The following is a 23164-nucleotide window of genomic DNA, read 5'->3' as shown; positions in this document are numbered from 1 at the left end:
AGATGTCGTAATGATCGGGGATGACGCCGCGCGGCAGCTGGGTGGTGATCGGCGCACCCGTGCTCCGGCGGTGGTTCAGGTCGCCGTGCACCAGCCGCCGGTGCCGACGGAACAGGCGAACGCGGTCAATACCGCCATCTTGCAACTGAACCTGCCGTGGCGCGCCCTGCGCGATGCGGTGCAGGCCGCAACGCCCCCGCACGTGGCGCTGCTGGCACTGGAGCCCGATGCGCGCAAGCGCAGCCTGCGCATCACGGCGGAAGCGCGCGGCAGCGACGAGATGATCGACTACGTCCAGCAATTGGCGAGCCAGGACTGGTTCACCAGCGTGTCGCTGGCGCGCCACGAGATCAATGACCAGGATCCGAACCGCCCGATCCGCTTTCAGGTCGACGCGCAGTGGAGGGCACAATGAAAACCATGCCGCTGGCCTCAATTTGGCTGCGCGCGCGGCTGCTGGCGTCAAGCTGGAGCCCGGTCGCGGCAGGCGCCGCGCTGCTGCTCGTTCTCGCCATCGCACTCCTGCTCTGGCTGGTGCAGGCGCGCGACCTGCTGGCGCGCCAGCACGACCTCGCGCGCCGCATGGCGGCGTTGCCGCCGCCCGTGGTCAAGGCCGCGCCGCCGGCTACCGCCAACCAGAATCTCGCCGCCTTCTATGACGCCCTGGGCGAGCGGCGCTATGCCGAACAGCAGGTCAGGTCCCTGTTCGGCCTGGCTTCGAAAGCCGGTCTGGTGCTGCACGATGGCGAATACAAGATGGGCTACGACCGCAATGCGCGCGTCTACACCTACCAGGTGAACCTGCCGCTCAAGGGCAGCTACCGCGCGCTCTGGCAGTTCGCGATGGACGCGCTGTTGGCGATCCCGTTCGCCTCGCTCGACGAAATCAGCTTCCGGCGCGACGCGATCGGCGAGGCAAACGTCGAGGCGCGCATGCGGCTGACGTTGTATCTGACCGATGCGCCACGCGGAGGCGGGCAATGAAACCGCGCCATCTGCTGTTGGGCGGCGTTCTGGCGGTTGCCGCCGGCCTTGCCGCATTTGGCGACAAGACGCCGGAGTCGCAAGTGGCCGAGCCGGTGGCGCGCGCGCCGCGCGCCGCGCCCGTTGCCGACGCCCGCCCGGACGCCAGGCAGGCCGCGCATGACGGACCGGTGATCCTGCGCGTGGTCGCACGTGAATCGCTGATCGGCGCCGGCGCGGACCAGTTCAAGGATGGCGACAGCGACCTGTTCGGGCGCCACGACTGGACACCGCCGCCCCCGCCGCCGCCGCCGCCCCCGCCGCCACCTCCGCCGGCCGCGCCACCGCTGCCTTTCACCTTCATCGGCAAATCGGTCAGCGACGGCGCCTGGGAGGTGTACCTGGCGCGCGGCGACCGTACCTACATCGTGCGCGAAAAGGAGGTGATCGACGGGATGTACCGCGTGGACGCGATCAAGCCGCCGATCCTGACCCTGACTTACCTGCCGCTGAACCAGGTTCAGCAGCTCAATATTGGAGTGTTCGACTGATGGCTCGTCATCGACTTATCAAGCTGTTCGGCGCCACCTTAATTGCGCTGGCACTGGCCGGCTGCGCCGCTCAGAAGGCCTACCGCGAGGGTACCGCCTTGCTGGCGCAGGACCAGGTCGCGGCCGGATTGCTGAAGTACCAGGAAGCGGTGGCGGCCGAGCCGGACAACGCGGTCTACCGCGCGGCCTACCTGCGTGCCCGCGACACGGCCGCGGTGCGCCTGCTGGAGCAGGCCGACCGCGAACTGGCCGACGGCAAGCCCGATTTGGCGATGCAGGACTTCCGGCGTGTGCTCGGTTTCGATCCGGCCAACGAGCGCGCGCGCGCCGGCCTGCGCGCGGTCGAGGCCGACCGGCGCCAGGCGGTGATGCTTGCCGATGCCGCCAGCGCGTTCGAGAAGAAGGATTACGAACTCGCTCGGCAGAAGGTCAATGCGATCCTGACGGAGCGGCCGACGCACGAAGACGCGCGCAAGCTGCTCGAGCAAGTCAGTGAGATGAGCGCCACGCCCAGCGCCGAGGCGGTCCTGGGCGCGGCCTTCCGCAAGCCGATCAGCCTGGAGTTCCGCGACGCGCCGCTCAAGCAGATCTTCGAGGTCATCTCGCGCCATGCGGGCCTGAACTTCGTGTTCGACAAGGACGTCAAGCCCGACCAGCGCGCCTCGATCTTCCTGAAGAACAGCACGGTCGAAGCGGCGGTGTACTTCCTCTTGATGACCAACCAGCTCGAGCGCCAGGTGATGGACGGGAACACGATCCTGATCTACCCGAACATACCGACCAAGCTCAAGGACTATCAGGAGATGAAGGTCAAGACCTTCTTCCTCGCGAACGCGGACGCCAAGAACATCGCCAACACCTTCAAGACCATCCTCAAGTCACGCGACGTGGTGGTCGACGAAAAGCTCAACCTCGTGATCCTGCGCGACAGCCCGGAGGCGATCAAGCTCGCCAGCCAGCTGGTGGCGCTGCAGGACGTACCGGAACCCGAGGTGATGCTCGACGTCGAGGTGCTCGAGGTCCAGCGCAGCCGACTCATGGAGCTGGGGGTGGACTGGCCGTCGTCGCTGGCCTTCGCGCCGCTGCTGACCAAGGACGCCGCGGCGGTGACGGTCGACCAGCTGCGCAACCTGAACGGCACGCGCATTGGCGTAACGGGCGTGAGCGCGACGGTCAGGGCCAACAAGACCGACGGCGACTCGAACACGCTCGCCAATCCGCGCATCCGCGTACGCAACAAGGAAAAGGCCAAGGTCGTCATCGGCGACAAACTGCCGACGATCACGACCACTGTGTCCTCGGGCGTGGGCGGCTTCGCGTCCGAATCGGTGAACTATGTCGACGTCGGCCTGACCCTGAACGTCGAACCGGTCGTCTACCTGAACGACGAAGTCGGCATCCGGATTTCGCTCGAGGTGAGCAACCTGATCGACACGGTGACGAGCAAGCAGGGCGGCGTTTTCTACCGGATCGGCAACCGCTCGGCCACTACCATGCTCCAGCTGAAGGATGGCGAGAACCAGGTGCTCGCGGGCCTGATCAAGAGCGAGGACCGCGCCAGCGGCAGCAAGGTCCCCGGCGTGGGCAGCCTGCCGGTGCTGGGCCGGTTGTTCGGCAGCAGCCGCGACTCCAACGACAAGACCGAGGTGGTGCTGTCGATCACGCCGCACCTGATCCGGAACATCCAGCGCCCTCCGGCGTCCGCCTCGGAGTTCAGCGCGGGGACCGAATCGAGCTTCCGCCGCAGTCCGGATAACTCGGCGCGGCCGGCTACCGTGCTGCCGCAGATTCCTTCCCAGGTGCCTGTGCGGCCGGCCAGCGCGCCGGCGGCGCTGCCGCAAGCCCAGCTTGCGCCCGGCGTGCAAGTCACCCCGGTCACGCCGCCGCCGGCGCCCGTGCAGCAGTGATGAAGCGGAGTTGACCCTTGCGCGGCTTTACCCTGATCGAATTGCTGGTCACGCTCGTGATCCTGGCCCTGCTCGGCACGCTCGTGGTGCCGGTCGCGCAGGTGACCACGCAGCGCCGCAACGAACAGGAACTGCGGCGCGCGCTGCGCGAAATCCGCCAGGGGATCGACGCCTACAAGAAGGCCAGCGACGAGGGCCGCATCAAGAAGGATATCGGCGCGTCCGGCTATCCGTCCAGGCTTGAGCTGCTGGTCGATGGTGTCGCCGATCAGCGCAGTCCCAAGCACGCCAAGATATTCTTTATGCGCCGCCTGCCGCGCGACCCGTTCAACGCGGACGCGGAACTGGCGGACGCGCAAACCTGGGGCAAGCGCAGCTACGCCAGCGAAGCGAACGACCCGAAGGAAGGGGAGGACGTGTACGACGTCTATTCGCTCTCGCCCAAGCTTGGGCTGAACGGCATCCCCTACAGCCGCTGGTGATCCGCATGCGCCCATTCCGCCCCCGCTACCGGCACGCCTTCACCCTCATCGAACTGCTGGTCGTCCTTGCCATCGTCGCGCTGCTGCTCACGCTGGCGGTGCCGCGTTATTTCCCCAGCGTCGACAGCGCCAAAGAGACCATCCTGGCCGACAACCTGCGCAACACGCGCGCCGTCATCGACCAGTATTACTCCGACACCGGCCGCTACCCGGACTCGCTCGACGAACTGGTCGAAAAAAAATACCTGCGCAACCTGCCGGTCGATCCGGTTGCCGACAGCGCCACGAGCTGGGTCATCATACCGCCCGAAGATGGCAGCAAGGGCGCGGTCTACAACATCAGGAGCGGCGCCCCCGGCAATGGCCGCAACGGCGTGCCGTACCAGGACTGGTAGCGATGCAGCAGCCCAGGGAGCCACGGCGCGAGGCCGGTTTTACCTACCTTGGCCTCATCATCCTGCTCACGATTATTGGCCTGGTTGGCGCCGCGGCGCTCAAGGTCGATGCGCTGCTGCGGCGCGCCGCCGCCGAGGAGGAACTGCTTGAAATCGGCGCCGCATTCAGCGCCGCGCTGCAAAGCTATGCCGACGCAACGCCCAAGGGCCAGCCGAAGCTGCCGCCGCCGACCTTGCAGGAACTGCTGAAGGACTCGCGTTTTCCGGGCGTGCACCGCCACCTGCGCAAGATATTCGTCGATCCGGTGACCGGCAAGGCGGAATGGGGAATCCTCTATGAGGGCGATCGCGTGGGCGTACTGGCGGTGTACAGCCTGTCGAGTGCAAAGCCGCTCAAGGTGGCCAACTTCGACGCCCGCTTCCAGAACTTCGAAAACAAGGAGCACATCTCGGACTGGAAGTTCACCGCGAACGGGCAGGGCGTGCAGCAGCCGCTTGCCCCCTCGGCCACGCCCGGGTCCAACCCGTTGATTCCGCCCGAGCAGGCAGTGAAAGCGCCCGTCCAGCCGGACCACGCGTCACAGGCGCCCGAGCCGCGCGATAAGCCCAATCCGCCCACGCCACCGGAGCCAAGCGAACAGTCCGAAGCCGAGCCACCCGCCGATGCTGCCGACCCGCCAAAAGAGGGTGACAACGCCCCGCGTGCGCATCCTGCTGAAAGCGAAACATCGTAGGGGGCGCGCGGCCGGCGAGGACCTGTGCGCACGCTGTACGGTTGCGCAGCGTTTGCTCTTACTTGGCCCGGCGTTTGAAGTCGCGCAGCCTAAAGCCAAGCGCGAACAGCACCGCAAAATACACGGCCCCGCAGATGCTGATGATCCCCAGCAGCGCACCCACGCGCAGCCACGGATGGGCGCGCATGGCAGCCCAGTCGAGCTGCGCCTGGCAGAACCAGGCAACCAGGCCCATCACCAGCACCGCCACCAGCAGCCTGGCGAAGAACGGGCCCCAGCCGCCTTGCGGCACGTAGATACCGCGCTGACGCAGTCCGGAATACAGGAACAGGGCGTTGATGCAGGCGCCCAGGCCGATCGACAGGGCCAGGCCCGCCACGCCCAGGAGCGGCACGAACACGAGGTTCATCAGCTGTGTGCCGACCAGCACGCCGACCGCGATACGCACCGGGGTGCGGATGTCCTGGCGCGCATAGAATGCCGGAGCCAGCGTCTTGACCAGGATGATGCCGACCAGCCCCGCGCTGTAGGCCATCAGCGGCAGCGCGGCGGCTAGAATCGTTTCGGACTGGAAGGCGCCGTAGTTGAACAGCGTGGCGATCAGCGGCACGGCCATCGCCGCCATGCCGACCGCCGCCGGCAGCGCCAGCAGGAAGGTCAGGCGCAGGCCCCAGTGCAGCAGGGCCGAATATTCGTCCGCATCGCCGTCCGCATTGGCCTTCGACAGGTTGGGCAGCAGGATCGTGCCCAGCGCCACCCCCAGCATCGCGGTCGGGAATTCCATCAACCGGTCCGCATACTGCAGCGCCGACACGCTGCCCGCGCCCAGGCGCGCAGCGATGCTGGTATTGATCAAAAGGCTGATCTGGGCGGCGGACACCGCGAACACGGCCGGCCCCATCTTTTGCAGGATGCGGCGCACGCCGGGGTCGCGCAGCCCGGCCAGGGGCTTGAGCGACAGGCGCGGCAGCATGCCGATCCGCACCAGCGCCGGGATCTGGATACCGACCTGCAGCAAGCCGCCGACGCACACCGCGACCGCCATCGCATAGATCGGCTGATGAAAATAGCGCACCAGCACCACCGAGGCGAAGATGAATGCCAGGTTCAGCAGCACCGGGGTAAAGGCGGGAATCTTGAACTCGCGCCAGGTGTTGAGAACGCCGCCGGCCAGCGCGACGAACGACATGCACGCGATGTAGGGGAACATCAGGCGCGTCATCAGCACCGAGGCGTCGAACGCGCCCGATTCCAGGCCGCTGGCGATCAGTGTCAGGATCACCGGGGTGGCGATGATGCCCACGACGCTGGTTGCCACCGTGGCCCAGACCAGCGTGTTGGCGACATGGTCGACCAGCCCGCGTGTGGCATTTTCGCCATGCTGTGTCTTGTATTCGGACAGGATGGGCACGAAGGCCTGCGAGAACGCGCCTTCGGCAAACAGCCGGCGCAGCAGGTTGGGGATGCGAAACGCAATGATGAAGGCGTCGGTATAGGCCGAGGCGCCAAAGGCCCGGGCAAACAGGCTCTCGCGCAGCAGTCCGGTGATACGGGACAGCATCGTCATGCTCGAGATGGCTGCCAGGGTCTTAAGAAGGTTCATGGCCCGAGATTATAGCGGGGCAAAGGATTGCATCGGGCCAATCATGCTGGACGGGTGCGTGAATTTTAAATTGCCCTGGAGGGAATCCTCGGCTATAATCGTGGGCTGAACTGAATTCTGTTAGCAGACACTAATGTTTGACAGGCACTGGAATGTGGCACGGAGCGTGGCGCTCCGGTTTGACAAGCTTAATGTTTGCAGTAACTTGACCCCGATTTAGGAAATTCCATGGCAAATACCGCACAAGCGCGCAAGCGCGCTCGCCAAGCAGTTAAGCAAAACGCTCACAACTCCGCCCAGCGCTCGACCCTGCGCACCGCAATCAAGGCCGTCCGCAAGGCTATCCAGGCTGGCGACAAAGCTGCGGCAACCCAGATCTTCCAGCAGTCTGTGTCGACCATCGACAGCATCGCTGACAAGAAAATCATCCACAAGAACAAGGCCGCTCGTCACAAGAGCCGCCTGGCTGCTGCCCTGAAGGCACTGTCCGTCGCCGCCTAAGGCCGGACCCTGGCGCGCCTGAGGGCTGCGCCGGCAGTATAGTGGAAGAAAGACCCGCCCGACTTTGGTCCGGCGGGTTTTTTTGCTGGCGGGTTGCTCCGTCGCTCCTGCGTGGGCTACGTACGCCGTAGGGTGCGCACCTGTGCGCACGCGGTACGGTTGAATGCCGTTAGCTCCGGTATGCACACGTACCGCGTGCGCACCGGTGCGAACCCTACGCCCTTGCGCCGCCGTGATATAGCCACAAAAAAACGGGCGCAAAAAAAGGCAGGACATGCCTGCCTTGATTCTGTAAGCCAGATCGGCTTACTTGGTTTCTGCCGGGGCGGCCGCAGCGGCGTCCTTGGCTTTCTTGGCCTTCTTCATCTTCTTCGCCGGTGCGGGAGCGGCAGCCGGATCGGCGGCCGGGGCGGCAGCAGCGGCGGGAGCAGCAGGCGCGGCAGCAGCAGCCGGGGTGGCCGGAGCGGCTGGTGCAGCCGGTGCGGCAGCAAAAGCGGAAGCGGCAAACAGGGAGGCAACCAGGGCAGCGAGAAGTTTGGACATGGCGATTTCCTTTGGGTTAAGAAACAAGATTCAACGATGAATCTGTTCCATTAACGCGAGGCCTTTTTCCAGCGTTGACAGTTTTCTCTGTCCAAACCGAAATTTTTCACAGCGTTATCCCCGCCGCTGTTTGGCGCCCATGACTGCCGCGGCCGGCACTTCGGTCCACTCGCCAGGCATCAGCGGATGAGTTGCTAGCGAGAATGGACCAATACTGCTGCGCACCAGGCGCAGCGTCGGCAGACCGACCGCGGCCGTCATGCGTCGTACCTGGCGGTTCTTTCCTTCTTCTAAAGTGATCGCAATCCAGCTCGTCGGTTTATCCTGACGCATGCGGATCGGCGGGTTGCGCGCCCACAGCCAGTCCGGCTCGGCGATGCGCACTGCCTGGCATGGCTTGGTGACAAAGTCGCCCAGGTTAAGCGGCGCCTGCAGCCGCGCCAGCGTTTGCGCGTCGGCGACGCCCTCGACCTGCACCAGGTAGGTCTTGGCTTCCTTCTTGTCGGGGTGGGCGATCGCATGTTGCAGCTTGCCGTCGTCGGTCAGCAGCAACAGGCCTTCACTGTCGGCATCGAGCCGTCCGGCGGGGTAGATGTTGGGAACATCCAGGTAGTCGGCCAGGGTGGCGCGCCCCGGCTGGGGCGAGAACTGGCATAGTACCTGGAAAGGTTTGTTGAACAGAATGAGGGGCATGGCGGCCTTTTGGAGCAGAATATCAGCCTTCGGGGCGGTTGATTGGTATGTTAAAGCTGTAGCGCCAGTCAAAATACTGGTGCATAATGCGAAACGCGCGTCTTATGTCTTATAGAAGACCAACAGCCGTAGTCATAATTGTAACTGAGATCGCAGACGATGCCTGACTGACACCACGGTGGGGCCAGCCCGGCCATGCGTCCACTTCGGAGAACACGATGTACCAACATATCAAAGTACCTGCTGACGGCCAGAAAGTCACCGTCAACGCGGATTATTCGCTGAACGTATCTGACACCCCGATCCTGCCTTTCATCGAGGGCGACGGTACCGGTGTCGACATCACGCCGGTGATGATCAAGGTCGTTGACGCGGCTGTGAAGAAGGCCTACGCCGGCAAGCGCAAGATCAGCTGGATGGAAATCTACGCAGGCGAGAAGGCAACCAAGGTCTACGGCCCGGACGTCTGGCTGCCGGAAGAGACCCTGGAAGCGTTGCGCGAATACGTCGTCTCGATCAAGGGTCCGCTGACCACCCCGGTTGGCGGCGGCATCCGTTCGCTCAACGTCGCGCTGCGCCAGGAACTGGACCTGTACGTCTGCCTGCGCCCGGTACGCTACTTCACCGGCGTGCCTTCGCCGCTGAAAGAGCCTGAGAAGACCGACATGGTCATCTTCCGCGAGAACTCGGAAGACATCTACGCCGGCATCGAATGGGCGGCCGGTTCGGACGGCGCCAAGAAGGTCATCGACTTCCTGATCAACGAAATGGGCGTCAAGAAGATCCGCTTTCCGCAGACCTCGGGCATCGGCATCAAGCCGGTTTCGCAGGAAGGCACCGAGCGCCTGGTGCGCCGCGCGATCCAGTACGCGATCGAGCACGACAAGCCGTCGGTCACCCTGGTGCACAAGGGCAACATCATGAAGTACACCGAAGGTGGCTTCCGTGACTGGGGCTACGCGCTGGCCCAGCGCGAATTCGGCGCCGAGCTGATCGATGGCGGCCCGTGGTGCAAGTTCAAGAATCCGAAGACCGGTCGCGAGATCATCGTCAAGGATTCGATCGCTGACGCGTTCCTGCAACAGATCCTGCTGCGCCCGGCAGAGTACAGCGTGATCGCCACCCTGAACCTGAACGGCGACTACATCTCCGACGCGCTGGCCGCACAGGTGGGCGGTATCGGCATCGCCCCGGGCGCCAACATGTCGGACACGGTCGCGATGTTCGAAGCGACCCACGGCACCGCGCCGAAGTACGCAGGCAAGGACTACGTGAACCCGGGTTCGCTGATCCTGTCGGCCGAAATGATGCTACGCCACATGGGCTGGACCGAAGCTGCCGACCTGATCATCAGCTCGATGGAGAAAGCCATCCAGTCGAAGAAGGTCACGTATGACTTCGCCCGCCTGATGGAAGGCGCGACCCAGGTGTCGTGCTCGGGCTTCGGCGATGTAATGATCGAAAATATGTAATTCTAGTACAGGGCTTATCCGGCCCAGCTTGCAAAGCCCCGCTTTCAATGAAGGCGGGGCTTTTTTGTTGACTTGTTCCCGATGCCGTTAAATACTTGGCCGACAGGGAGGCGACATGACTGGTGCTGACGCTTTGGCGCGCGACCGCGCGCATTATGAAGAGATTGGCAGATTCATTTATATGTTTGCATTCATCCAAAGCCACCGGGATGAATTGCAGCGGCATTGCCGGCATGCCGATCCGCGCATTGCTGCTTGCGCCGCGGAACTGGAAGGGCGCCTGCGGCAACTTGCCGAACGCTACCGTGCCATTGTGGGCGAGGCGGCCGGACAGGTGCCTTCAGGCGAGGTGGCCGCGGCAGCAGGGGAGGCGCTCGCGCTGAAGGCGGCGATCATGGAACTGCTGGGACGCGCTGGTGCGCAGGAACAGTAGGGACGAAAAAAAACCCCGCTGCGGCGGGGTTTTTTACTTCCAGACGGAAATTACATGCCCTGGATATTGGAAGCTTGCTTGCCTTTAGGGCCTTGCGTGACTTCGAATTGGACTTTTTGACCTTCTTTGAGGGTCTTAAAACCGGCCATATTGATTGCAGAGAAGTGCGCGAACAGATCCTCACCGCCATCATCAGGAGTGATGAAGCCAAAACCTTTGGAATCATTGAACCATTTTACAGTACCAGTTGCCATAAAAGAACTTTCAGATAAAAACAAATATCACGAGCCATAAAAGCAAGAAGCTTCCTTGCCCCCTCCTCAGCCTGCTCACTCTTATCGACACGTACAATAAGTACAATGTCAATGTCTGCATTGTTGGTGGAATAATCTTTGAAGTCAAGCGCTTTTGAACGAGTGTTGCATCTTTTTCCACACCTTCGTCAGGCCGGACTCTTGATTTCTGCGATCCGGCCGCCATCTGCGCGAACATCTGAAAACGCGTAAGATGGAAAGCAAATGGCCCTGGCCTGATTGTTTACGCATTGCACCAACTCTGAAAGCATTAGAATACGTCCATGGCAACTAAGCACGATACCGAGCAACTGCTGGAGCGGCAGACCGTAAAGCCACCGCCCTTGTACCAGGTGGCGTTGCTCAATGACGACTACACGCCGATGGAGTTCGTGGTCGCCATTATTCAGGAGTACTTCAACAAGGATCGCGAGACGGCGACGCAGATCATGCTTTCCGTACATCGGCATGGCAAGGGCGTGTGCGGTGTGTTTTCCAAAGATATAGCGTGTACCAAAGTGGAGTTTGTATTAACGCATGCGCGTAAGGCGGGGCATCCCCTGCAGTGCGTGATGGAGGAAGTATGATTGCGCAGGAATTGGAAGTTTCCCTACACATGGCCTTTGTCGAAGCGCGGCAGGCTCGGCACGAGTTCATTACTGTCGAGCATTTGCTGCTGGCTTTGCTCGACAATCCGTCGGCCGCTGAAGTCCTGCGTGCGTGCGCGGTCAATATTGAAGACTTGCGCAAGACCTTGACGAACTTTATTGGCGACAATACGCCGACCGTGCCCGGCACGGGCGAAGTCGACACCCAGCCGACCCTCGGTTTCCAGCGCGTCATCCAGCGCGCGATCATGCACGTGCAGTCGGCCTCGAACGGCAAGAAAGAAGTGACCGGCGCCAACGTGCTGGTGGCCATCTTCGGCGAAAAGGATTCGCACGCGGTGTATTACTTGCACCAGCAGGGCGTCACCCGGCTGGATGTGGTCAATTTCATTTCGCACGGCGTGCGCAAGGACCAGCAGCTCGACACCCAGAAGGCCTCGGAAGGCGTGGAAGAAGCCCAGGTCGACGGCCAGACCAAGGAAAGCCCGCTCGACCAGTTCACCCAGAACCTGAACAAGGCGGCCGCCGACGGCAAGATCGACCCGCTGATCGGGCGCGAGGAAGAAGTCGACCGCGTGATCCAGATCCTGTGCCGCCGCCGCAAGAACAACCCCCTGCTGGTCGGCGAGGCTGGCGTGGGCAAGACCGCGATCGCGGAGGGGCTGGCTTGGCGCATCGTCCAGGAAGACGTGCCCGACATCCTGGGCAATGCCGTCGTGTATTCGCTGGACATGGGCGCGTTGTTGGCCGGCACCAAGTACCGCGGCGATTTCGAGCAGCGCCTGAAGGCCGTGCTCAAGCAGCTCAAGGACACGCCCAACGGCATTTTGTTCATCGACGAGATCCACACGATCATCGGCGCCGGCTCGGCGTCGGGCGGCACGCTGGACGCGTCGAACCTGCTCAAGCCGGCCCTGGCCAACGGACAACTCAAGTGCATCGGCGCGACCACGTTCACGGAATTCCGTGGCGTGTTCGAGAAGGACCATGCACTGTCGCGCCGCTTCCAGAAGGTCGACGTCAACGAACCGTCGGTCGAGCAGACCGTGGCGATCCTGCGCGGGCTGAAGTCGCGCTTCGAAGAGCACCACGGCGTGAAGTACTCGTCGTCGGCGCTGTCGACCGCGGCCGAGCTGGCGGCGCGCTTCATCAACGACCGCCACCTGCCGGACAAGGCGATCGACGTGATCGACGAAGCGGGCGCGGCGCAGCGCATCCTGCCCAAGAGTAAGCAGAAGAAGACCATCGGCAAGACCGAGATCGAGGACATCATCGCCAAGATCGCGCGGATTCCCCCGCAGACGGTCAACCAGGACGACCGCAGCAAGCTGCAGACGATCGACCGCGACCTGCGCAATGTCGTGTTCGGACAGGACCCGGCGATCGAAGCGCTGGCATCGGCCATCAAGATGGCGCGCGCCGGCCTGGGCAAGACCGACAAGCCGATCGGCTCGTTCCTGTTCTCCGGCCCCACGGGCGTCGGCAAGACCGAGGTCGCCAAGCAGCTCGCGTTCATCCTGGGCATCGAGCTGGTGCGCTTTGACATGTCGGAATACATGGAGCGCCATGCCGTGTCGCGCCTGATCGGTGCGCCGCCGGGCTACGTCGGCTTCGACCAGGGCGGCCTCTTGACCGAGGCCATCACCAAGAAGCCGCACGCGGTGCTGCTGCTGGACGAGATTGAAAAGGCCCACCCGGACATTTTCAATATCCTGCTGCAGGTGATGGACCATGGCACGCTGACCGACAACAACGGCCGCAAGGCGGATTTCCGCAACGTGATCATCATCATGACCACCAACGCGGGTGCCGAAAGCCTGACCAGGCGCTCGGTGGGCTTTGTGGACGCGCGCGCGGCCGGCGACGAGATGGCCGACATCAAGCGCATGTTCACGCCGGAGTTCCGCAACCGCCTGGATGCGATCATCAGCTTCCGCGCGCTGGACGAGGAAATCATCCTGCGTGTCGTGGACAAGTTCCTGATGCAACTGGAAGAGCAGCTGCACGAGAAGAAGGTGGACGCGGTCTTCAGCGAAAGGCTGCGCAAGTACCTCTCGAAGAAGGGCTTCGACCCGCTGATGGGCGCACGCCCGATGGCGCGCCTGATCCAGGACATGATCCGCAAGGCGCTCGCCGACGAACTGCTGTTCGGCCGCTTGGTCAGCGGCGGGCGCGTGACGGTGGATTTGGACGACAAGGACAACGTCATCCTGGACTTCCCGGAAGGCGACGTCCTGCCCCCGCCGGCCCCGGCCGAAGCGGTCGAGATCGAGTAATCCTCGCCACACCAAAAAACCGCGCCGAATGCGCGGTTTTTTTTCGCCCGCGCCGGCGCATAAAAAGTCGTAGGGTGCGCACCAGTGCGCACGCGGTACGGTTGCGAAGAGTTGGCGTCTACCGGAGGCGCAAGGGCGCGCGACCGGCGAAAACACGTGTCCCACGCGCACGCAAACTTTGCTCAACCGTACAGCGTGCGCACAGGTGCGCACCCTACGTTATTTCCATCCGACACGCAAAAGTTCCTCAGCGACATTTAGCTGTGGCAAACTGACGCCATCCAAAATTTGCCCTAAGTAGACATGACCTTGTCCCGCACCATTCTCGCGCTGTCGCTGGCCCTGGCCGGCAGCCACGCCGGCGCCGCTGATCCATACTTTCGCTTCCCCGCAATCCGTGGCGACACCGTCGTCTTTACAGCCGAAGGCGACCTGTGGCGCACCAGTGCGAGCGGTGGCAAGGCCCAGCGCCTCACCACGCACCCGGCCGCGGAAACGCACGCCGCGCTGTCGCACGACGGCAAGCTGGTCGCTTTCACGGCCGCCTACGAAGGCGCCCAGGAAGCCTACGTGATGCCGCTGGACGGTGGCCTGCCCAAGCGCCTCACCTTCGAGAACGGCAATGTGCTGGTGCTTGGCTGGACGCCGCAAGGCGAGGTGCTGGTCAGCACTGAGAACACCACCGGCCCGGCCAAGCACCGCGTGGTCGCCGCGGTCAACCCGAACACCATGCAGCGGCGCGTGCTGCCGCTGGCCGACGCCAACGACGCCGTGTTGGACGACGATGGCCGCACTGTTTACTTCACCCGCATGGGCCTGGCGATGACCAACGATAACGTCAAGGCCTACCGCGGCGGCGCGCACGCCCAGCTGTGGCGCTTCGACCTGGGCGGCCGGAGCGAGGCCGAGCTGCTGTTCAAGGCCGACCCGGCCAACAACAAGCGCCCGATGTGGTGGAACGGCCGCCTGTACTTCATCAGCGACGATAGCGGCAGCGACAACCTGTGGTCGTCCCTTCCGGACGGCAGCGATCGCCGCCAGCTGACGCGGCATAAGGAATGGGACGTGCGCAATGCCGCGCTCGGCGACGGCCGCATCGTCTACCAGCTCGGCGCCGACCTGCACGTGTTCGACATTAAGGCCAAGAGCGACAGCCTGCTCAAGGCCAGCCTGGTGTCGGACTTCGACCAGCTGCGCACGCGCCTCGTGCGTTCGCCGCTCGACGCGCTCACCAACATCGAGCCCGCCAACAAGGCCGAGCGCATCGTGCTGACCGCGCGCGGGCGCGTCACGGTCGCCGGAACCGGCACCTATCGCCGCGTGGAGATCGCCGTGCCCGATGGCGCGCGTGCGCGCGGCGCCGTCTTCAGCCACGACGACAAATGGGTGTACGCGATCGCCGACACCAGCGGCGAAAACGAGATCTGGCGCTACGCCGCCGACGGTTCAGGCCACGGCGAAATGCTCACCCGCGACGGCGCCGGTAATCACCGCTGGGCCCTGTACCCGTCGCCGGACGGCCGCTGGCTGGCCCACACCGACAAGCATGGCCGCACCTGGCTGCTCGACCTGGCCACCAAGACCAACGTCGTGATCGACGACGCCGGCAAGATCGGTGTCGAGCGTTCCGACCAGGTCGTGTGGTCGGCCGACAGCCGAAACCTCGCTTTTGTACGCGTGGGCAGCAGCGAGCAGCGCGACCAGATCGGCATGTACAACCTCGCCTCGAAGGAGGTGAGCTTCGTGACCACCGACCGCTACAGCGCATCCTCGCCCGCGTTCTCGCCGGACGGGAAGTGGCTGTACTTCCTGTCGGCGCGCCACTTCAAGCTTGGCAACGCGTCGCCCTGGGGCGACCGCAACATGGGGCCGGTGTTCGACAAACGCGTCGGCGTGTTCGCGCTGGCGCTGCAGCCCCGCACCCGTTTCCCGTTCAAGCCGGATGACGAACTGAGCAAGCCGGACGACAAACCGGCGCTCGATGCCAAGGCCGCCGAAGCAGAGGCCGCGGCCGAAAAGGCGGTCGCCGCCGCGATGGCCGACAAGGGCGCCGACAAAGGCGCCGCCAACGTCAACGCCGGCAAGCAGGCCATCCCGGCCGTCGTCTACGCCGGCCTGAAGGACCGCCTGTACGAGGTCCCGATCGCGCCGGGCAACTACAAGTCCCTGGCGGTGGACGACAAGCGCCTGTACCTGCTCGATATCGACGAAGGCCGCAGGGGCACGCTCAAGACCCTGGCCATCGGCCGCAACGGCCCGCAGCCGGAGACCTTTGCCGCCAACGTGCGTGAATTCGGTCTCACCACCGACAGGAAGCACGTCTTCTACCGCACCTTTGCCGCGACTGGCGCGGGCGACATGCTGATCGTCGAGGCGGGCGTCAAGGCGCCGTCGGATCTCTCCCGGGCCAAGGTCAAGATCGACGACTGGACCGTGGTCTCCAACCCGCGCATGGAATGGACGCAGATGTTCAACGACGCCTGGCGCATGCACCGCGACTTCCTGTATGACGCCAAAATGCGCGGCATCGACTGGAACGCCGTGCGCGTGCGCTATGCGCCGCTGGTCGAGCGCGTGACCGATCGCGCCGAGCTGGACGACGTACTTGGCATGATGGTCAGCGAGGTGGGGGCGCTCCACTCGCAGATTCGCCCGGGCGACCTGCGCCGGCCCCCGTTCGAAGGCGCGCCGGCAGGGCTGGGCGCCGTGCTCACCCGAGTGGCCGACGGCTACCGCGTCGACCGCATTTACCGCAGCGAGCCGGAACTGCCGTCCGAGCGTGGCCCGCTCGCCGCGCCCGACGTGAACGTGCTGGAGGGCGAGATCATCACCGCGGTCAACGGCCGTGCGCTCACCGAGGTGCGCGACATCGCCGACCTGCTGCTCAACCAGGCCGGCCGCCAAGTGCTGTTGAACGTGAAGAGCCAGGGCGGCCCTACGCGTGCCGTGATCGTCACGCCGGTTCCGATGACGACCCAGGCCAGCCTGCGCTACACAGACTGGGAGCAGGGCAGGGCGCAGCAGGTCGACCAGGCATCGAAGGGCAAGATCGGCTACCTCCACCTGCGTGCGATGGGCCCGCGCGACATCGACGCGTTCGCCCGCGAGTTCTACGCCAATATCAACAAGGATGGCCTGATCATCGACGTGCGCCGCAATAACGGCGGCAACATCGACAGCTGGATCATCGAAAAGCTGCTGCGCAAGGCATGGGCGTTCTGGACCTCGAACGGGAGCCAGCCAAACTCGAACATGCAGAACACCTTCCGTGGCCACCTGGTCGTGCTGGTCGATGAGCTGACCTACTCGGACGGCGAAACCTTCGCCGCCGGTATCAAGGCACTCAAGCTGGCGCCGCTGGTGGGCAAGCGCACCGCGGGCGCGGGCGTCTGGCTCAGCGACGGCAACGGCCTGCTTGATAACGGCATGGCGCGCGTGGCCGAGTTCGCGCAATACGGCGTCGAGGGCCAGTGGCTGATCGAGGGTGTAGGGGTGTCGCCGGACGTCGAGGTCGACAATCTGCCCTACGAAACCTTCTACGGGCGTGACCGTCAGCTGGAAGTGGCGATCGGACTGCTGCAAAAGAAGATGGCGGAACAGCCGGTGCGGCCTTACAAACCGAGCGCGATCCCGGCCCTGAAGCGCTGAGCGGGTTGACCCAGGGGTGCGATTCGTACGGCGTATCGGAGGCGTAGGGTGCGCACCTGTGCGCACGCGGTACAGTTGAAGGTCGTTGGCGCCAGTCTGCACACGTACCGCGTGCGCACTGGTGCGCACCCTACGACTTACCGGCACACTACGGACTTATATCGCCGCCAGCGCCCCCTGCAAATCCGCACGCAAATCGTCCACGTACTCGATCCCGACCGACATCCGGATCAACGTATCGCTAATCCCCAGCGCCTCCCGCTGCGCCGCTGGAATGGTCGCATGCGTCATCAGCGCAGGATGCTCGATCAGGCTCTCCACGCCCCCCAGGCTCTCGGCCAGAGTGAACACCGAGCAGTTCTCGAGAAACCGGCGCGCGCCCGCCAGATCGGTGTCCAGCTCGATCGAGACGATGCCGCCGAACCCGTTCATCTGCCGCTGCGCCAGCGCATGCTGCGGATGGGACTCAAGCCCGGGATAATGCACACGCCTCACCTTCGGCTCGCGCTCCAGCCAGCGCGCGAGGTCCAGCGCATTGGCGCAGCTGCGCTCCATCCGCAGCGCCAGCGTCTTGATCCCGCGTAGCACCAGGAAGCTGTCGAACGGCCCCTGGATCGCGCCCACCGCGTTCTGGATAAATCCCAGCTGCTCGCGCCACACCTGCTGGTGCGGTTCCAGGCCCACCACGGCAATACCACCGATGACGTCCGAATGCCCGTTCATGAATTTGGTCGTCGAGTGCACCACGATGTCCATGCCATGCTCCAGCGGGCGCTGCACAATGGGGCTGGCAAAGGTGTTGTCGCAGACCGAAAGGATGCGCCGCTCGCGGCACAGCGCACCGATGGCCGACAGGTCGGCCAGCTTGAGCATCGGATTGGTCGGCGACTCCACCCACAGCATCGCCGTCCCGGGCCGCAGCGCCGCGCGCAAGGCATCAAGATCGGCCAGGTTCACGTAGCTGAATTCATGCCCCGCGCTGCGCTGGCGCACCCGCTCGAACAGGCGGTAGGTGCCGCCGTACATGTCGTCGCCGGCGACGATGTGCGAGCCGGCCGGCAGCAGTTCCAGCACCGCGGCGATCGCGGCCAGGCCGGACGCGAACGCGAATCCCGCGCTGCCGCTTTCCAGGTTGGCCACGCAGCGCTCCAGTGCCCAGCGCGTGGGGTTGTGCGAACGGCCGTAGTCCAGGCCCTTGTGCACACCCGGGCTCTCCTGCTGGTAGGTCGAGGTCGCGTAAATCGGCGGCATCACGGCGCCGGTCAGGGGGTCGGCCTCCTGGCCGCCATGGATCACGCGGGTGGCGATGTGCTGAGTCGGTTCGGTGTCGTTCACGATAAGGTCCTGCGCAAGTGGTTGAGGAGGTCGAAGCGCGTGATCAGGCCGTAGAACTTGTCGGCGTCAAGGATCACGGCCGTGAGTCCCTGGTCGAGAACCGCGCGCAGCTGCTGCATGCTGGCGGAGGGCTTGAGCGTTTGCAGCTGGGCCGTCATCGTGCTCGCCACCTGCGCGGCGAAGCGTCCGGGTTCGCTCGTCACGTGCAGCAGCAGGTCCGACTCGTCGATGATGCCGGCCAGCTTGCCGTGTTCGATCACGGGCAGCTGCGCCAGGTCGCTGCTGCGCATGCGGTTGAAGGCGGTGAGCAGGGTGTCGGTCGGCGCCACGGTTACCACCTCGCCTTCGTCGAAGCGGCGGCCGATCAGGTCGCGCAGGTCGCCGCTCGCCGGCCGCTGCAGCAGGCCCTGATCCACCATCCAGCCGTCGCTGTACATCTTGGTGAGGTAGCGCGTTCCGGTGTCGCATACAAAAGTCGCCACGCGCTTAGGGCTGCTCTGCGCACGGCAGTAGCGCAGGGCGGCGGCGAGCAGGGTCCCGGTCGACGAGCCTCCGAGGATGCCCTCGGTCTTCACCAGCGTGCGGGCAGTGTTGAAGCTCTCCTCGTCGCTGATCGTGTATGCGCTGGTCACGCGCGAGAAGTCGGCAATGGCCGGCACGAAGTCCTCGCCGATGCCTTCCACTGCCCACGAACCGGGAGTGGACGTGATGTGCCCCGTGTTGACGTACTCGGCCAGGATCGAGCCCTTCGGATCGGCCAGCACGAATTCGAGCGCGGGCTGCACCTTGCTGAAGTAGCGCGACAGCCCGGTGAGCGTGCCGGACGAGCCGACGCCGACCACGATTGCATCGATGTTGTGTGCCATCTGTTCCCACAGCTCCGGCGCGGTGGTGGTTTCATGCGCTTGCGGATTGGCCGGGTTGTTGAACTGGTCCGCGAACCAGGCGTTTGGAATTTCGCGCGCCAGGCGCGCCGCGTAGTCCTGGTAATACTCGGGGTGGCCCTTGCCCACGTCCGAGCGCGTCAGGTGGATTTCGGCGCCGAGCGCCTTCAGGTGCAGGATCTTCTCGGCGGCCATCTTGTCGGGCACCACCAGCACCACGCGGTAGCCCTTGATGCGGGCCACCAGCGCCAGGCCCAGCCCGGTGTTGCCGGCGGTCGCCTCGACCACCACGCCGCCGGGCTTGAGGCGTCCGTCGGCCTCGGCCGCCTCGATCATGGATCGGCCGATGCGGTCCTTGATCGAGCCGCCGGGGTTCTGTGATTCGAGCTTGAGGAACAGCTGGCATGGACCGGTATCCATGCGCGTGACTTCAACCAGCGGCGTGTTGCCAATGAGCGAGAGGACTGCCGCCTGCGACGCATCGTGCATATTGCCTCCAGTAATCCGACGGCGAACGCCTCGTGGGCGGCCGTTCGGAAAAGGGCGGGGCGCGGTTTGCCCCGATCGATGCATGATTCTGCGCCCATGTCAGCGATTTGTATTGAGCTGAGCGGAATTGTGCGGGAGCCGCAGGCTGGGATCGCTTGTCGACTTCCCGCTGATTAACTTTTGCAACGACCCGCTTCCCTAGCGCAGCACCTGGTCTGTCGACACGATGCGCACGTCGTGCATCTGGTTCAGGTAGGGCTCGAGATACCACTTGTGACTCGCGCCGACGATGACCAGCGTACGGCTTCCCGGCTGGTTCCCAATGGCCTCGCGGATGTTCGAAGCCATGCGCAGGTTGCGCGTCTCCCAGTAGCCGACATAGCCGCGGCCAAATTGTTGCGGGGAGGGTTCTTCGAGCGCCGCGCCGAAGTCGCTGGCGTAGACTAGCCTGGCCTGCGACGGATCATTGTAGGCACGATACAGCGCCATCACGCCTTGGGAATCGCCCAGCCTGGGTTCCATGTCCTTGCTCATCTGTTTGCGCTTGGCGGTCGCGGGATTGTCCCAGGCCTTCGAGATGGCCTCGCCGTACGCTTTCGGGTCCGTGTCGGGGCCATCCGCCGTATGGTCGTCCATGGCAACCACGCGCTCAAGCCCGAGCGCGGCCGCCAGCGGCGCTGCGATCAGTGTGGTTTCGCCGCGTGTGTCGCGCAGCTTGTCAAGCGTGGCGACCAGTGTGGCATCGAGGCCGTCGCCGGCGTGCCGCTGTGCGTCCGGCAGGCGCAGCCATTGCACCAGCGCCGAGATCGGCTCGCCGCCGGCGAGGAACACGGCGGCGAGGTGGCGCCGCTGCGCTGGCGTCGGGGCGGCCGGCCAGCTTGCCAGTAGCCGGTCGATCTCGGCGGTCGCGGCCGGCACGTCCAGGCCGGTGGCCGTGCGTGCCGGCGCCGTATCGCTGCAATATTGCCGCACTGAGTCTTTGTAACGCTGCGGGTGCTGGCGCATAAAGTCGCATTGCGCACCGGACAGGTTCTCGATGGCGATGATCTGGGGCTTCCAGGCGATCAAACGTTCGTTCAGGAGCTTGAGGCTGGCCGGCTGGAACGGGGCCGGCAGATACTTAAGGTGGGCCGTACCGAGCACCATCACTTCGTTCGGTGTGCCCTTTGCCGGTCCCTTCAGCGTGCTCGGGTCGAAGATTCCGGCGCGTTCCTGCGCGCTCGCGCTTGCAGCGCACAGCATGGTGGCCATTACCAGACCAGTTACTCGTCGCGACATTCGATCGTTTCCTTTCATGGTGGGTTGCACAGCACGCCGGTGACGGGGTTTTGGCGTGGAAAGGCGACTGTAAGCGGATGCTGCTGTTCAGGATGAGGTCATGCGACAGAATGCACGTTTCGCGGGATGGAATGCAGTTGGTATGGGCAGGTATGCATGTGGAATGCAGCGCTTCCCTAAGTACCCGCACGCAGCCTTCGCCAGAGCGTAGTGCGGCTGATGCCCAGGTAACGCGCGGTCGCGTCGCGCTGCCCGCCGAAACGCGCCAGCACCTCGGCCGCACTTTCGCCGCGCGCCGCTGTAGTAGGGGAAAGTGGTGCACTCGATGCGCCCGCCTGCAGCCCGAGTTCCGGCGCCACCGACAGCAGAAAGCCCGGCGTGAGCGCCTGCAGCGGCTCGGCCGCCAGGAACAGGGCGATGCGCTCCATCAGGTTGCGCAGTTCGCGCACGTTGCCCGGCCAGCCGTAAGCTTCGAGCAGTGGCGCGCAGGCCGCCATCTCGGCATGCAGGTTCGGGTGCGGGCCCGCGCCCAACGCGGCCAGCGCCTGCTTGAGCGACCACTCGGCGAGTAACACCAGGTCATCCACCCGTTCGCGCAGCGGCGGCAGCGACAGGCGCAGTACCGCCAGCCGGTAGAACAGGTCGGCGCGAAAGCGTCCCTCGCGCACGCGCGCCTCGAGGTCGCAATGGGTGGCGCTGATCACGCGCACTTCGATTGGCACCGGGCGCGTGCCGCCGACCCGCATCACCTCGCGTTCCTCCAGCACACGAAGGAGCCGCGTCTGCAACGCCAGCGGCATCTCGCCGATCTCGTCCAGGAACAGCGTGCCGCCGTTGGCCGCTTCGAAGAGGCCCGCGTGCCCGCCTCGCCGCGCGCCGGTGAACGCGCCTTCCTCGTGCCCGAACAGTTCCGACTCCAGCAGCGATTCGGCGATCGCGCCGCAGTTCACCGCCACGAATGGGCGGTTCGGACCCAGGTTGCGCGGCGCCTCGCGGTGGATCGCCTGTGCCACCAGCTCCTTGCCGGTGCCGGTTTCGCCCTGAATCAGAACGGTGGCCGGCGAGCGTGCGTACAGCACCACCGACTGGCGCAGCCGCTCCATCGCGGGCGATTCGCCGCGCAGGTCGACCAGGCCACGCCGCGCGCGCAGCGTCTCGGGCACCGCGCTGCGCCGCCGCCCCTTCGATTCGAGCTGCATCAGGCGCGTCATTTCCAGCGCGTCGTCGAACGCCTGCCGGATCGACGCCGCCGAGTACATCAGCACGCCGGTCAGGCCCGCTTCCTCTGCCAGGTCGGTGATCAGGCCCGCGCCGACAATCGCCTTGACGCCGGCTGCCTTCAGTTCCTTGATGCCGGCGCGCGCGTCTTCCTCGGTCACGTAGGTGCGCTGGGCCATTGTGATGCCGAAGGTACTGCTGAACTCGATCAGTTCCGGCATCGATTCCTGGTAAGTGATCAGACCGATGCGCGGCGAGACCCGGCGTGCGCGCGTCAGTGCCTGCATCACGTCAAAGCCGCTCGCCTTGGCCACCACCACCGGCGCCGACACACGGCCCTTCAGATAGGCGGCGTTCGAACCTGCCGCCACCACCACGTCGCAGCGTTCGGTGGCCATGCGCTCGCGGATGTGGCGCGCGGCCTCGTCGAACCCCAAGTGGATCGGCTCGATCAAGGCCAGGTGGTCATATTCAAGTGTAATGTCGCGGAACAGGTCGGACAGGCGGGACACCGATACCGTCCAGATCACGGGTTTGTCGGTGGTATCGGTGGGATTGCGCGGGGGATGGCTCATGTTTCAAGTGTAGTGCATTTTCACGGAAGTGTTTCATCTGAAACGCTAGCTGGCGCGCGGATAAAAGAAGGGATGGCTGCCCGTTGTGGGAGTAAAATTGTTTCATGTTTCATCTATGTGTTTCACGATGAAACATCGCGCACCTGGCACGAGCCGATATTCGATAATCGAATTGCAACAAAAGATCGATCAGCTGGCTCTAAGTCCTTGATTGCGCCGAGGTCAGCATTGTTTTGCGTGGTTGGCACGGCGCTTGCTTTAATAGGAGCAGTCCATCAAGGCA

General features: G+C 64.4%; 21 protein-coding genes. 13 read left to right on the top strand and 8 right to left on the bottom strand.

The window, feature by feature from the left end; genetic code table 11:
* The 7 genes from E4O92_RS21520 to E4O92_RS21490 all read left to right on the top strand — a co-directional run.
* Nucleotides 1–415 (top strand): PilN domain-containing protein (locus E4O92_RS21520; protein WP_135191716.1); only part of this gene is annotated, 415 nt, incomplete at its 5' end.
* Complete coding sequence (locus tag E4O92_RS21515) at nucleotides 412–984, top strand: hypothetical protein (protein WP_135191715.1); 573 nt, start codon at nucleotides 412–414, stop codon at nucleotides 982–984. The genes E4O92_RS21520 and E4O92_RS21515, both read left to right, overlap by 4 nt.
* Nucleotides 981–1514: a hypothetical protein gene (locus tag E4O92_RS21510; RefSeq protein ID WP_135191714.1), complete on the top strand. Its 534-nt coding sequence runs from the start codon at nucleotides 981–983 to the stop codon at nucleotides 1512–1514. The genes E4O92_RS21515 and E4O92_RS21510 overlap by 4 nt, the downstream gene beginning before the upstream one ends.
* A complete protein-coding gene (locus tag E4O92_RS21505; RefSeq protein ID WP_135191713.1) occupies nucleotides 1514–3421 on the top strand; it encodes a secretin GspD/PilQ domain-containing protein in 1908 nt (635 codons plus the stop codon). Before E4O92_RS21510 ends, E4O92_RS21505 begins: the two co-directional genes overlap by 1 nt.
* Before the next feature lie 17 nt (nucleotides 3422–3438).
* Nucleotides 3439–3903, top strand: a complete 465-nt coding sequence (locus E4O92_RS21500; RefSeq protein WP_135191712.1) for a type II secretion system protein — start codon at nucleotides 3439–3441, stop codon at nucleotides 3901–3903.
* A gap of 5 nt (nucleotides 3904–3908) precedes the next feature.
* Entirely contained in the window at nucleotides 3909–4298 is a 390-nt protein-coding gene (locus tag E4O92_RS21495) for a type II secretion system protein (RefSeq protein WP_135191711.1), read from the top strand.
* A gap of 2 nt (nucleotides 4299–4300) precedes the next feature.
* The gene (locus E4O92_RS21490) at nucleotides 4301–5032 is read left to right on the top strand and encodes a type II secretion system protein (protein ID WP_135191710.1); all 732 of its coding nucleotides are present in this window, start codon (nucleotides 4301–4303) and stop codon (nucleotides 5030–5032) included.
* A 58-nt stretch (nucleotides 5033–5090) separates the two neighbouring features.
* Here E4O92_RS21490 and murJ read toward each other — a convergent pair whose 3' ends face one another.
* Nucleotides 5091–6635, bottom strand: a complete 1545-nt coding sequence (gene murJ, locus E4O92_RS21485) for a murein biosynthesis integral membrane protein MurJ (RefSeq protein WP_135191709.1) — start codon at nucleotides 6633–6635, stop codon at nucleotides 5091–5093.
* A 228-nt stretch (nucleotides 6636–6863) separates the two neighbouring features.
* Between murJ and rpsT the strand changes: the two genes are divergently transcribed.
* Nucleotides 6864–7136, top strand: a complete 273-nt coding sequence (rpsT, locus tag E4O92_RS21480; protein ID WP_135191708.1) for a 30S ribosomal protein S20 — start codon at nucleotides 6864–6866, stop codon at nucleotides 7134–7136.
* Between the two features lie 306 nt (nucleotides 7137–7442).
* On the opposite strand, the gene E4O92_RS24945 is transcribed toward rpsT, so the two are convergent.
* Together E4O92_RS24945 and E4O92_RS21475 are read right to left on the bottom strand one after the other, a co-directional pair.
* Nucleotides 7443–7679, bottom strand: a complete 237-nt coding sequence (locus E4O92_RS24945) for a hypothetical protein (RefSeq protein ID WP_167759856.1) — start codon at nucleotides 7677–7679, stop codon at nucleotides 7443–7445.
* Between the two features lie 114 nt (nucleotides 7680–7793).
* Entirely contained in the window at nucleotides 7794–8372 is a 579-nt protein-coding gene (locus E4O92_RS21475) for a pseudouridine synthase (protein ID WP_135191707.1), read from the bottom strand.
* Nucleotides 8373–8590: 218 nt separating this feature from the next.
* On the opposite strand from E4O92_RS21475, the gene icd reads away from it, so the two are divergent.
* Together icd and E4O92_RS21465 are read left to right on the top strand one after the other, a co-directional pair.
* Nucleotides 8591–9844, top strand: a complete 1254-nt coding sequence (gene icd, locus E4O92_RS21470) for an NADP-dependent isocitrate dehydrogenase (RefSeq protein ID WP_135191706.1) — start codon at nucleotides 8591–8593, stop codon at nucleotides 9842–9844.
* Between the two features lie 115 nt (nucleotides 9845–9959).
* Nucleotides 9960–10277 (top strand): hypothetical protein, encoded by a 318-nt coding sequence (locus E4O92_RS21465; RefSeq protein WP_135191705.1) that lies wholly within the window; start codon nucleotides 9960–9962, stop codon nucleotides 10275–10277.
* 50 nt (nucleotides 10278–10327) lie between these two features.
* On the opposite strand, the gene E4O92_RS21460 is transcribed toward E4O92_RS21465, so the two are convergent.
* Nucleotides 10328–10531, bottom strand: a complete 204-nt coding sequence (locus tag E4O92_RS21460; protein WP_135191704.1) for a cold-shock protein — start codon at nucleotides 10529–10531, stop codon at nucleotides 10328–10330.
* Between the two features lie 323 nt (nucleotides 10532–10854).
* On the opposite strand from E4O92_RS21460, the gene clpS reads away from it, so the two are divergent.
* The 3 genes from clpS (at nucleotide 10855) to E4O92_RS21445 (ending at nucleotide 17102) form a co-directional block, all read left to right on the top strand.
* Nucleotides 10855–11157 carry an ATP-dependent Clp protease adapter ClpS gene (gene clpS, locus E4O92_RS21455; RefSeq protein ID WP_027864722.1) on the top strand — a complete coding sequence of 101 codons (303 nt, stop codon included), beginning with the start codon at nucleotides 10855–10857 and terminating at the stop codon, nucleotides 11155–11157.
* Complete coding sequence (clpA, locus tag E4O92_RS21450) at nucleotides 11154–13454, top strand: ATP-dependent Clp protease ATP-binding subunit ClpA (protein ID WP_135191703.1); 2301 nt, start codon at nucleotides 11154–11156, stop codon at nucleotides 13452–13454. The genes clpS and clpA overlap by 4 nt, the downstream gene beginning before the upstream one ends.
* Before the next feature lie 303 nt (nucleotides 13455–13757).
* On the top strand, nucleotides 13758–17102 hold the full coding sequence (locus E4O92_RS21445) for a S41 family peptidase (protein ID WP_135191702.1): 3345 nt from the start codon (nucleotides 13758–13760) through the stop codon (nucleotides 17100–17102).
* Between the two features lie 156 nt (nucleotides 17103–17258).
* On the opposite strand, the gene E4O92_RS21440 is transcribed toward E4O92_RS21445, so the two are convergent.
* The 4 genes from E4O92_RS21440 to prpR all read right to left on the bottom strand — a co-directional run bounded on the left by E4O92_RS21440 (nucleotide 17259) and on the right by prpR (nucleotide 22881).
* Complete coding sequence (locus tag E4O92_RS21440; RefSeq protein ID WP_135191701.1) at nucleotides 17259–18437, bottom strand: trans-sulfuration enzyme family protein; 1179 nt, start codon at nucleotides 18435–18437, stop codon at nucleotides 17259–17261.
* Entirely contained in the window at nucleotides 18434–19810 is a 1377-nt protein-coding gene (locus E4O92_RS21435) for a pyridoxal-phosphate dependent enzyme (protein WP_135191700.1), read from the bottom strand. The genes E4O92_RS21440 and E4O92_RS21435 overlap by 4 nt, the downstream gene beginning before the upstream one ends.
* Nucleotides 19811–20008: 198 nt before the next feature.
* On the bottom strand, nucleotides 20009–21088 hold the full coding sequence (locus tag E4O92_RS21430) for a DUF5694 domain-containing protein (RefSeq protein WP_135191699.1): 1080 nt from the start codon (nucleotides 21086–21088) through the stop codon (nucleotides 20009–20011).
* Between the two features lie 176 nt (nucleotides 21089–21264).
* Nucleotides 21265–22881, bottom strand: coding sequence for a propionate catabolism operon regulatory protein PrpR (gene prpR / locus E4O92_RS21425; RefSeq protein WP_135191698.1), 1617 nt, complete (start codon nucleotides 22879–22881; stop codon nucleotides 21265–21267).
* Between the last annotated feature and the right edge of the window lie 283 nt (nucleotides 22882–23164).

Origin of the sequence: Massilia horti (assembly GCF_004614195.1) — a bacterium.
Classification (GTDB): Bacteria; Pseudomonadota; Gammaproteobacteria; order Burkholderiales; family Burkholderiaceae_D; genus Telluria; species Telluria horti.
Note: the sequence above shows the minus strand (reverse complement) of the source record. Positions and strands in the feature narration are given on the sequence as shown.

Excerpts from the sequence above, each read along its gene's own strand:
- prpR (WP_135191698.1), bottom strand. The coding sequence starts at position 22,881 with ATGAGCCATCCCCCGCGCAATCCCACCGATACCACCGACAAACCCGTG.
- E4O92_RS21435 (WP_135191700.1), bottom strand. The coding sequence starts at position 19,810 with ATGCACGATGCGTCGCAGGCGGCAGTCCTCTCGCTCATTGGCAACACG.
- clpA (WP_135191703.1), top strand. The coding sequence starts at position 11,154 with ATGATTGCGCAGGAATTGGAAGTTTCCCTACACATGGCCTTTGTCGAA.
- E4O92_RS21460 (WP_135191704.1), bottom strand. The coding sequence starts at position 10,531 with ATGGCAACTGGTACTGTAAAATGGTTCAATGATTCCAAAGGTTTTGGC.
- E4O92_RS21465 (WP_135191705.1), top strand. The coding sequence starts at position 9,960 with ATGACTGGTGCTGACGCTTTGGCGCGCGACCGCGCGCATTATGAAGAG.
- E4O92_RS21495 (WP_135191711.1), top strand. The coding sequence starts at position 3,909 with ATGCGCCCATTCCGCCCCCGCTACCGGCACGCCTTCACCCTCATCGAA.
- murJ (WP_135191709.1), bottom strand. The coding sequence starts at position 6,635 with ATGAACCTTCTTAAGACCCTGGCAGCCATCTCGAGCATGACGATGCTG.
- E4O92_RS21475 (WP_135191707.1), bottom strand. The coding sequence starts at position 8,372 with ATGCCCCTCATTCTGTTCAACAAACCTTTCCAGGTACTATGCCAGTTC.
- E4O92_RS24945 (WP_167759856.1), bottom strand. The coding sequence starts at position 7,679 with ATGTCCAAACTTCTCGCTGCCCTGGTTGCCTCCCTGTTTGCCGCTTCC.
- E4O92_RS21430 (WP_135191699.1), bottom strand. The coding sequence starts at position 21,088 with ATGTCGCGACGAGTAACTGGTCTGGTAATGGCCACCATGCTGTGCGCT.
- E4O92_RS21510 (WP_135191714.1), top strand. The coding sequence starts at position 981 with ATGAAACCGCGCCATCTGCTGTTGGGCGGCGTTCTGGCGGTTGCCGCC.
- rpsT (WP_135191708.1), top strand. The coding sequence starts at position 6,864 with ATGGCAAATACCGCACAAGCGCGCAAGCGCGCTCGCCAAGCAGTTAAG.
- E4O92_RS21490 (WP_135191710.1), top strand. The coding sequence starts at position 4,301 with ATGCAGCAGCCCAGGGAGCCACGGCGCGAGGCCGGTTTTACCTACCTT.
- clpS (WP_027864722.1), top strand. The coding sequence starts at position 10,855 with ATGGCAACTAAGCACGATACCGAGCAACTGCTGGAGCGGCAGACCGTA.
- E4O92_RS21445 (WP_135191702.1), top strand. The coding sequence starts at position 13,758 with ATGACCTTGTCCCGCACCATTCTCGCGCTGTCGCTGGCCCTGGCCGGC.
- icd (WP_135191706.1), top strand. The coding sequence starts at position 8,591 with ATGTACCAACATATCAAAGTACCTGCTGACGGCCAGAAAGTCACCGTC.
- E4O92_RS21505 (WP_135191713.1), top strand. The coding sequence starts at position 1,514 with ATGGCTCGTCATCGACTTATCAAGCTGTTCGGCGCCACCTTAATTGCG.
- E4O92_RS21515 (WP_135191715.1), top strand. The coding sequence starts at position 412 with ATGAAAACCATGCCGCTGGCCTCAATTTGGCTGCGCGCGCGGCTGCTG.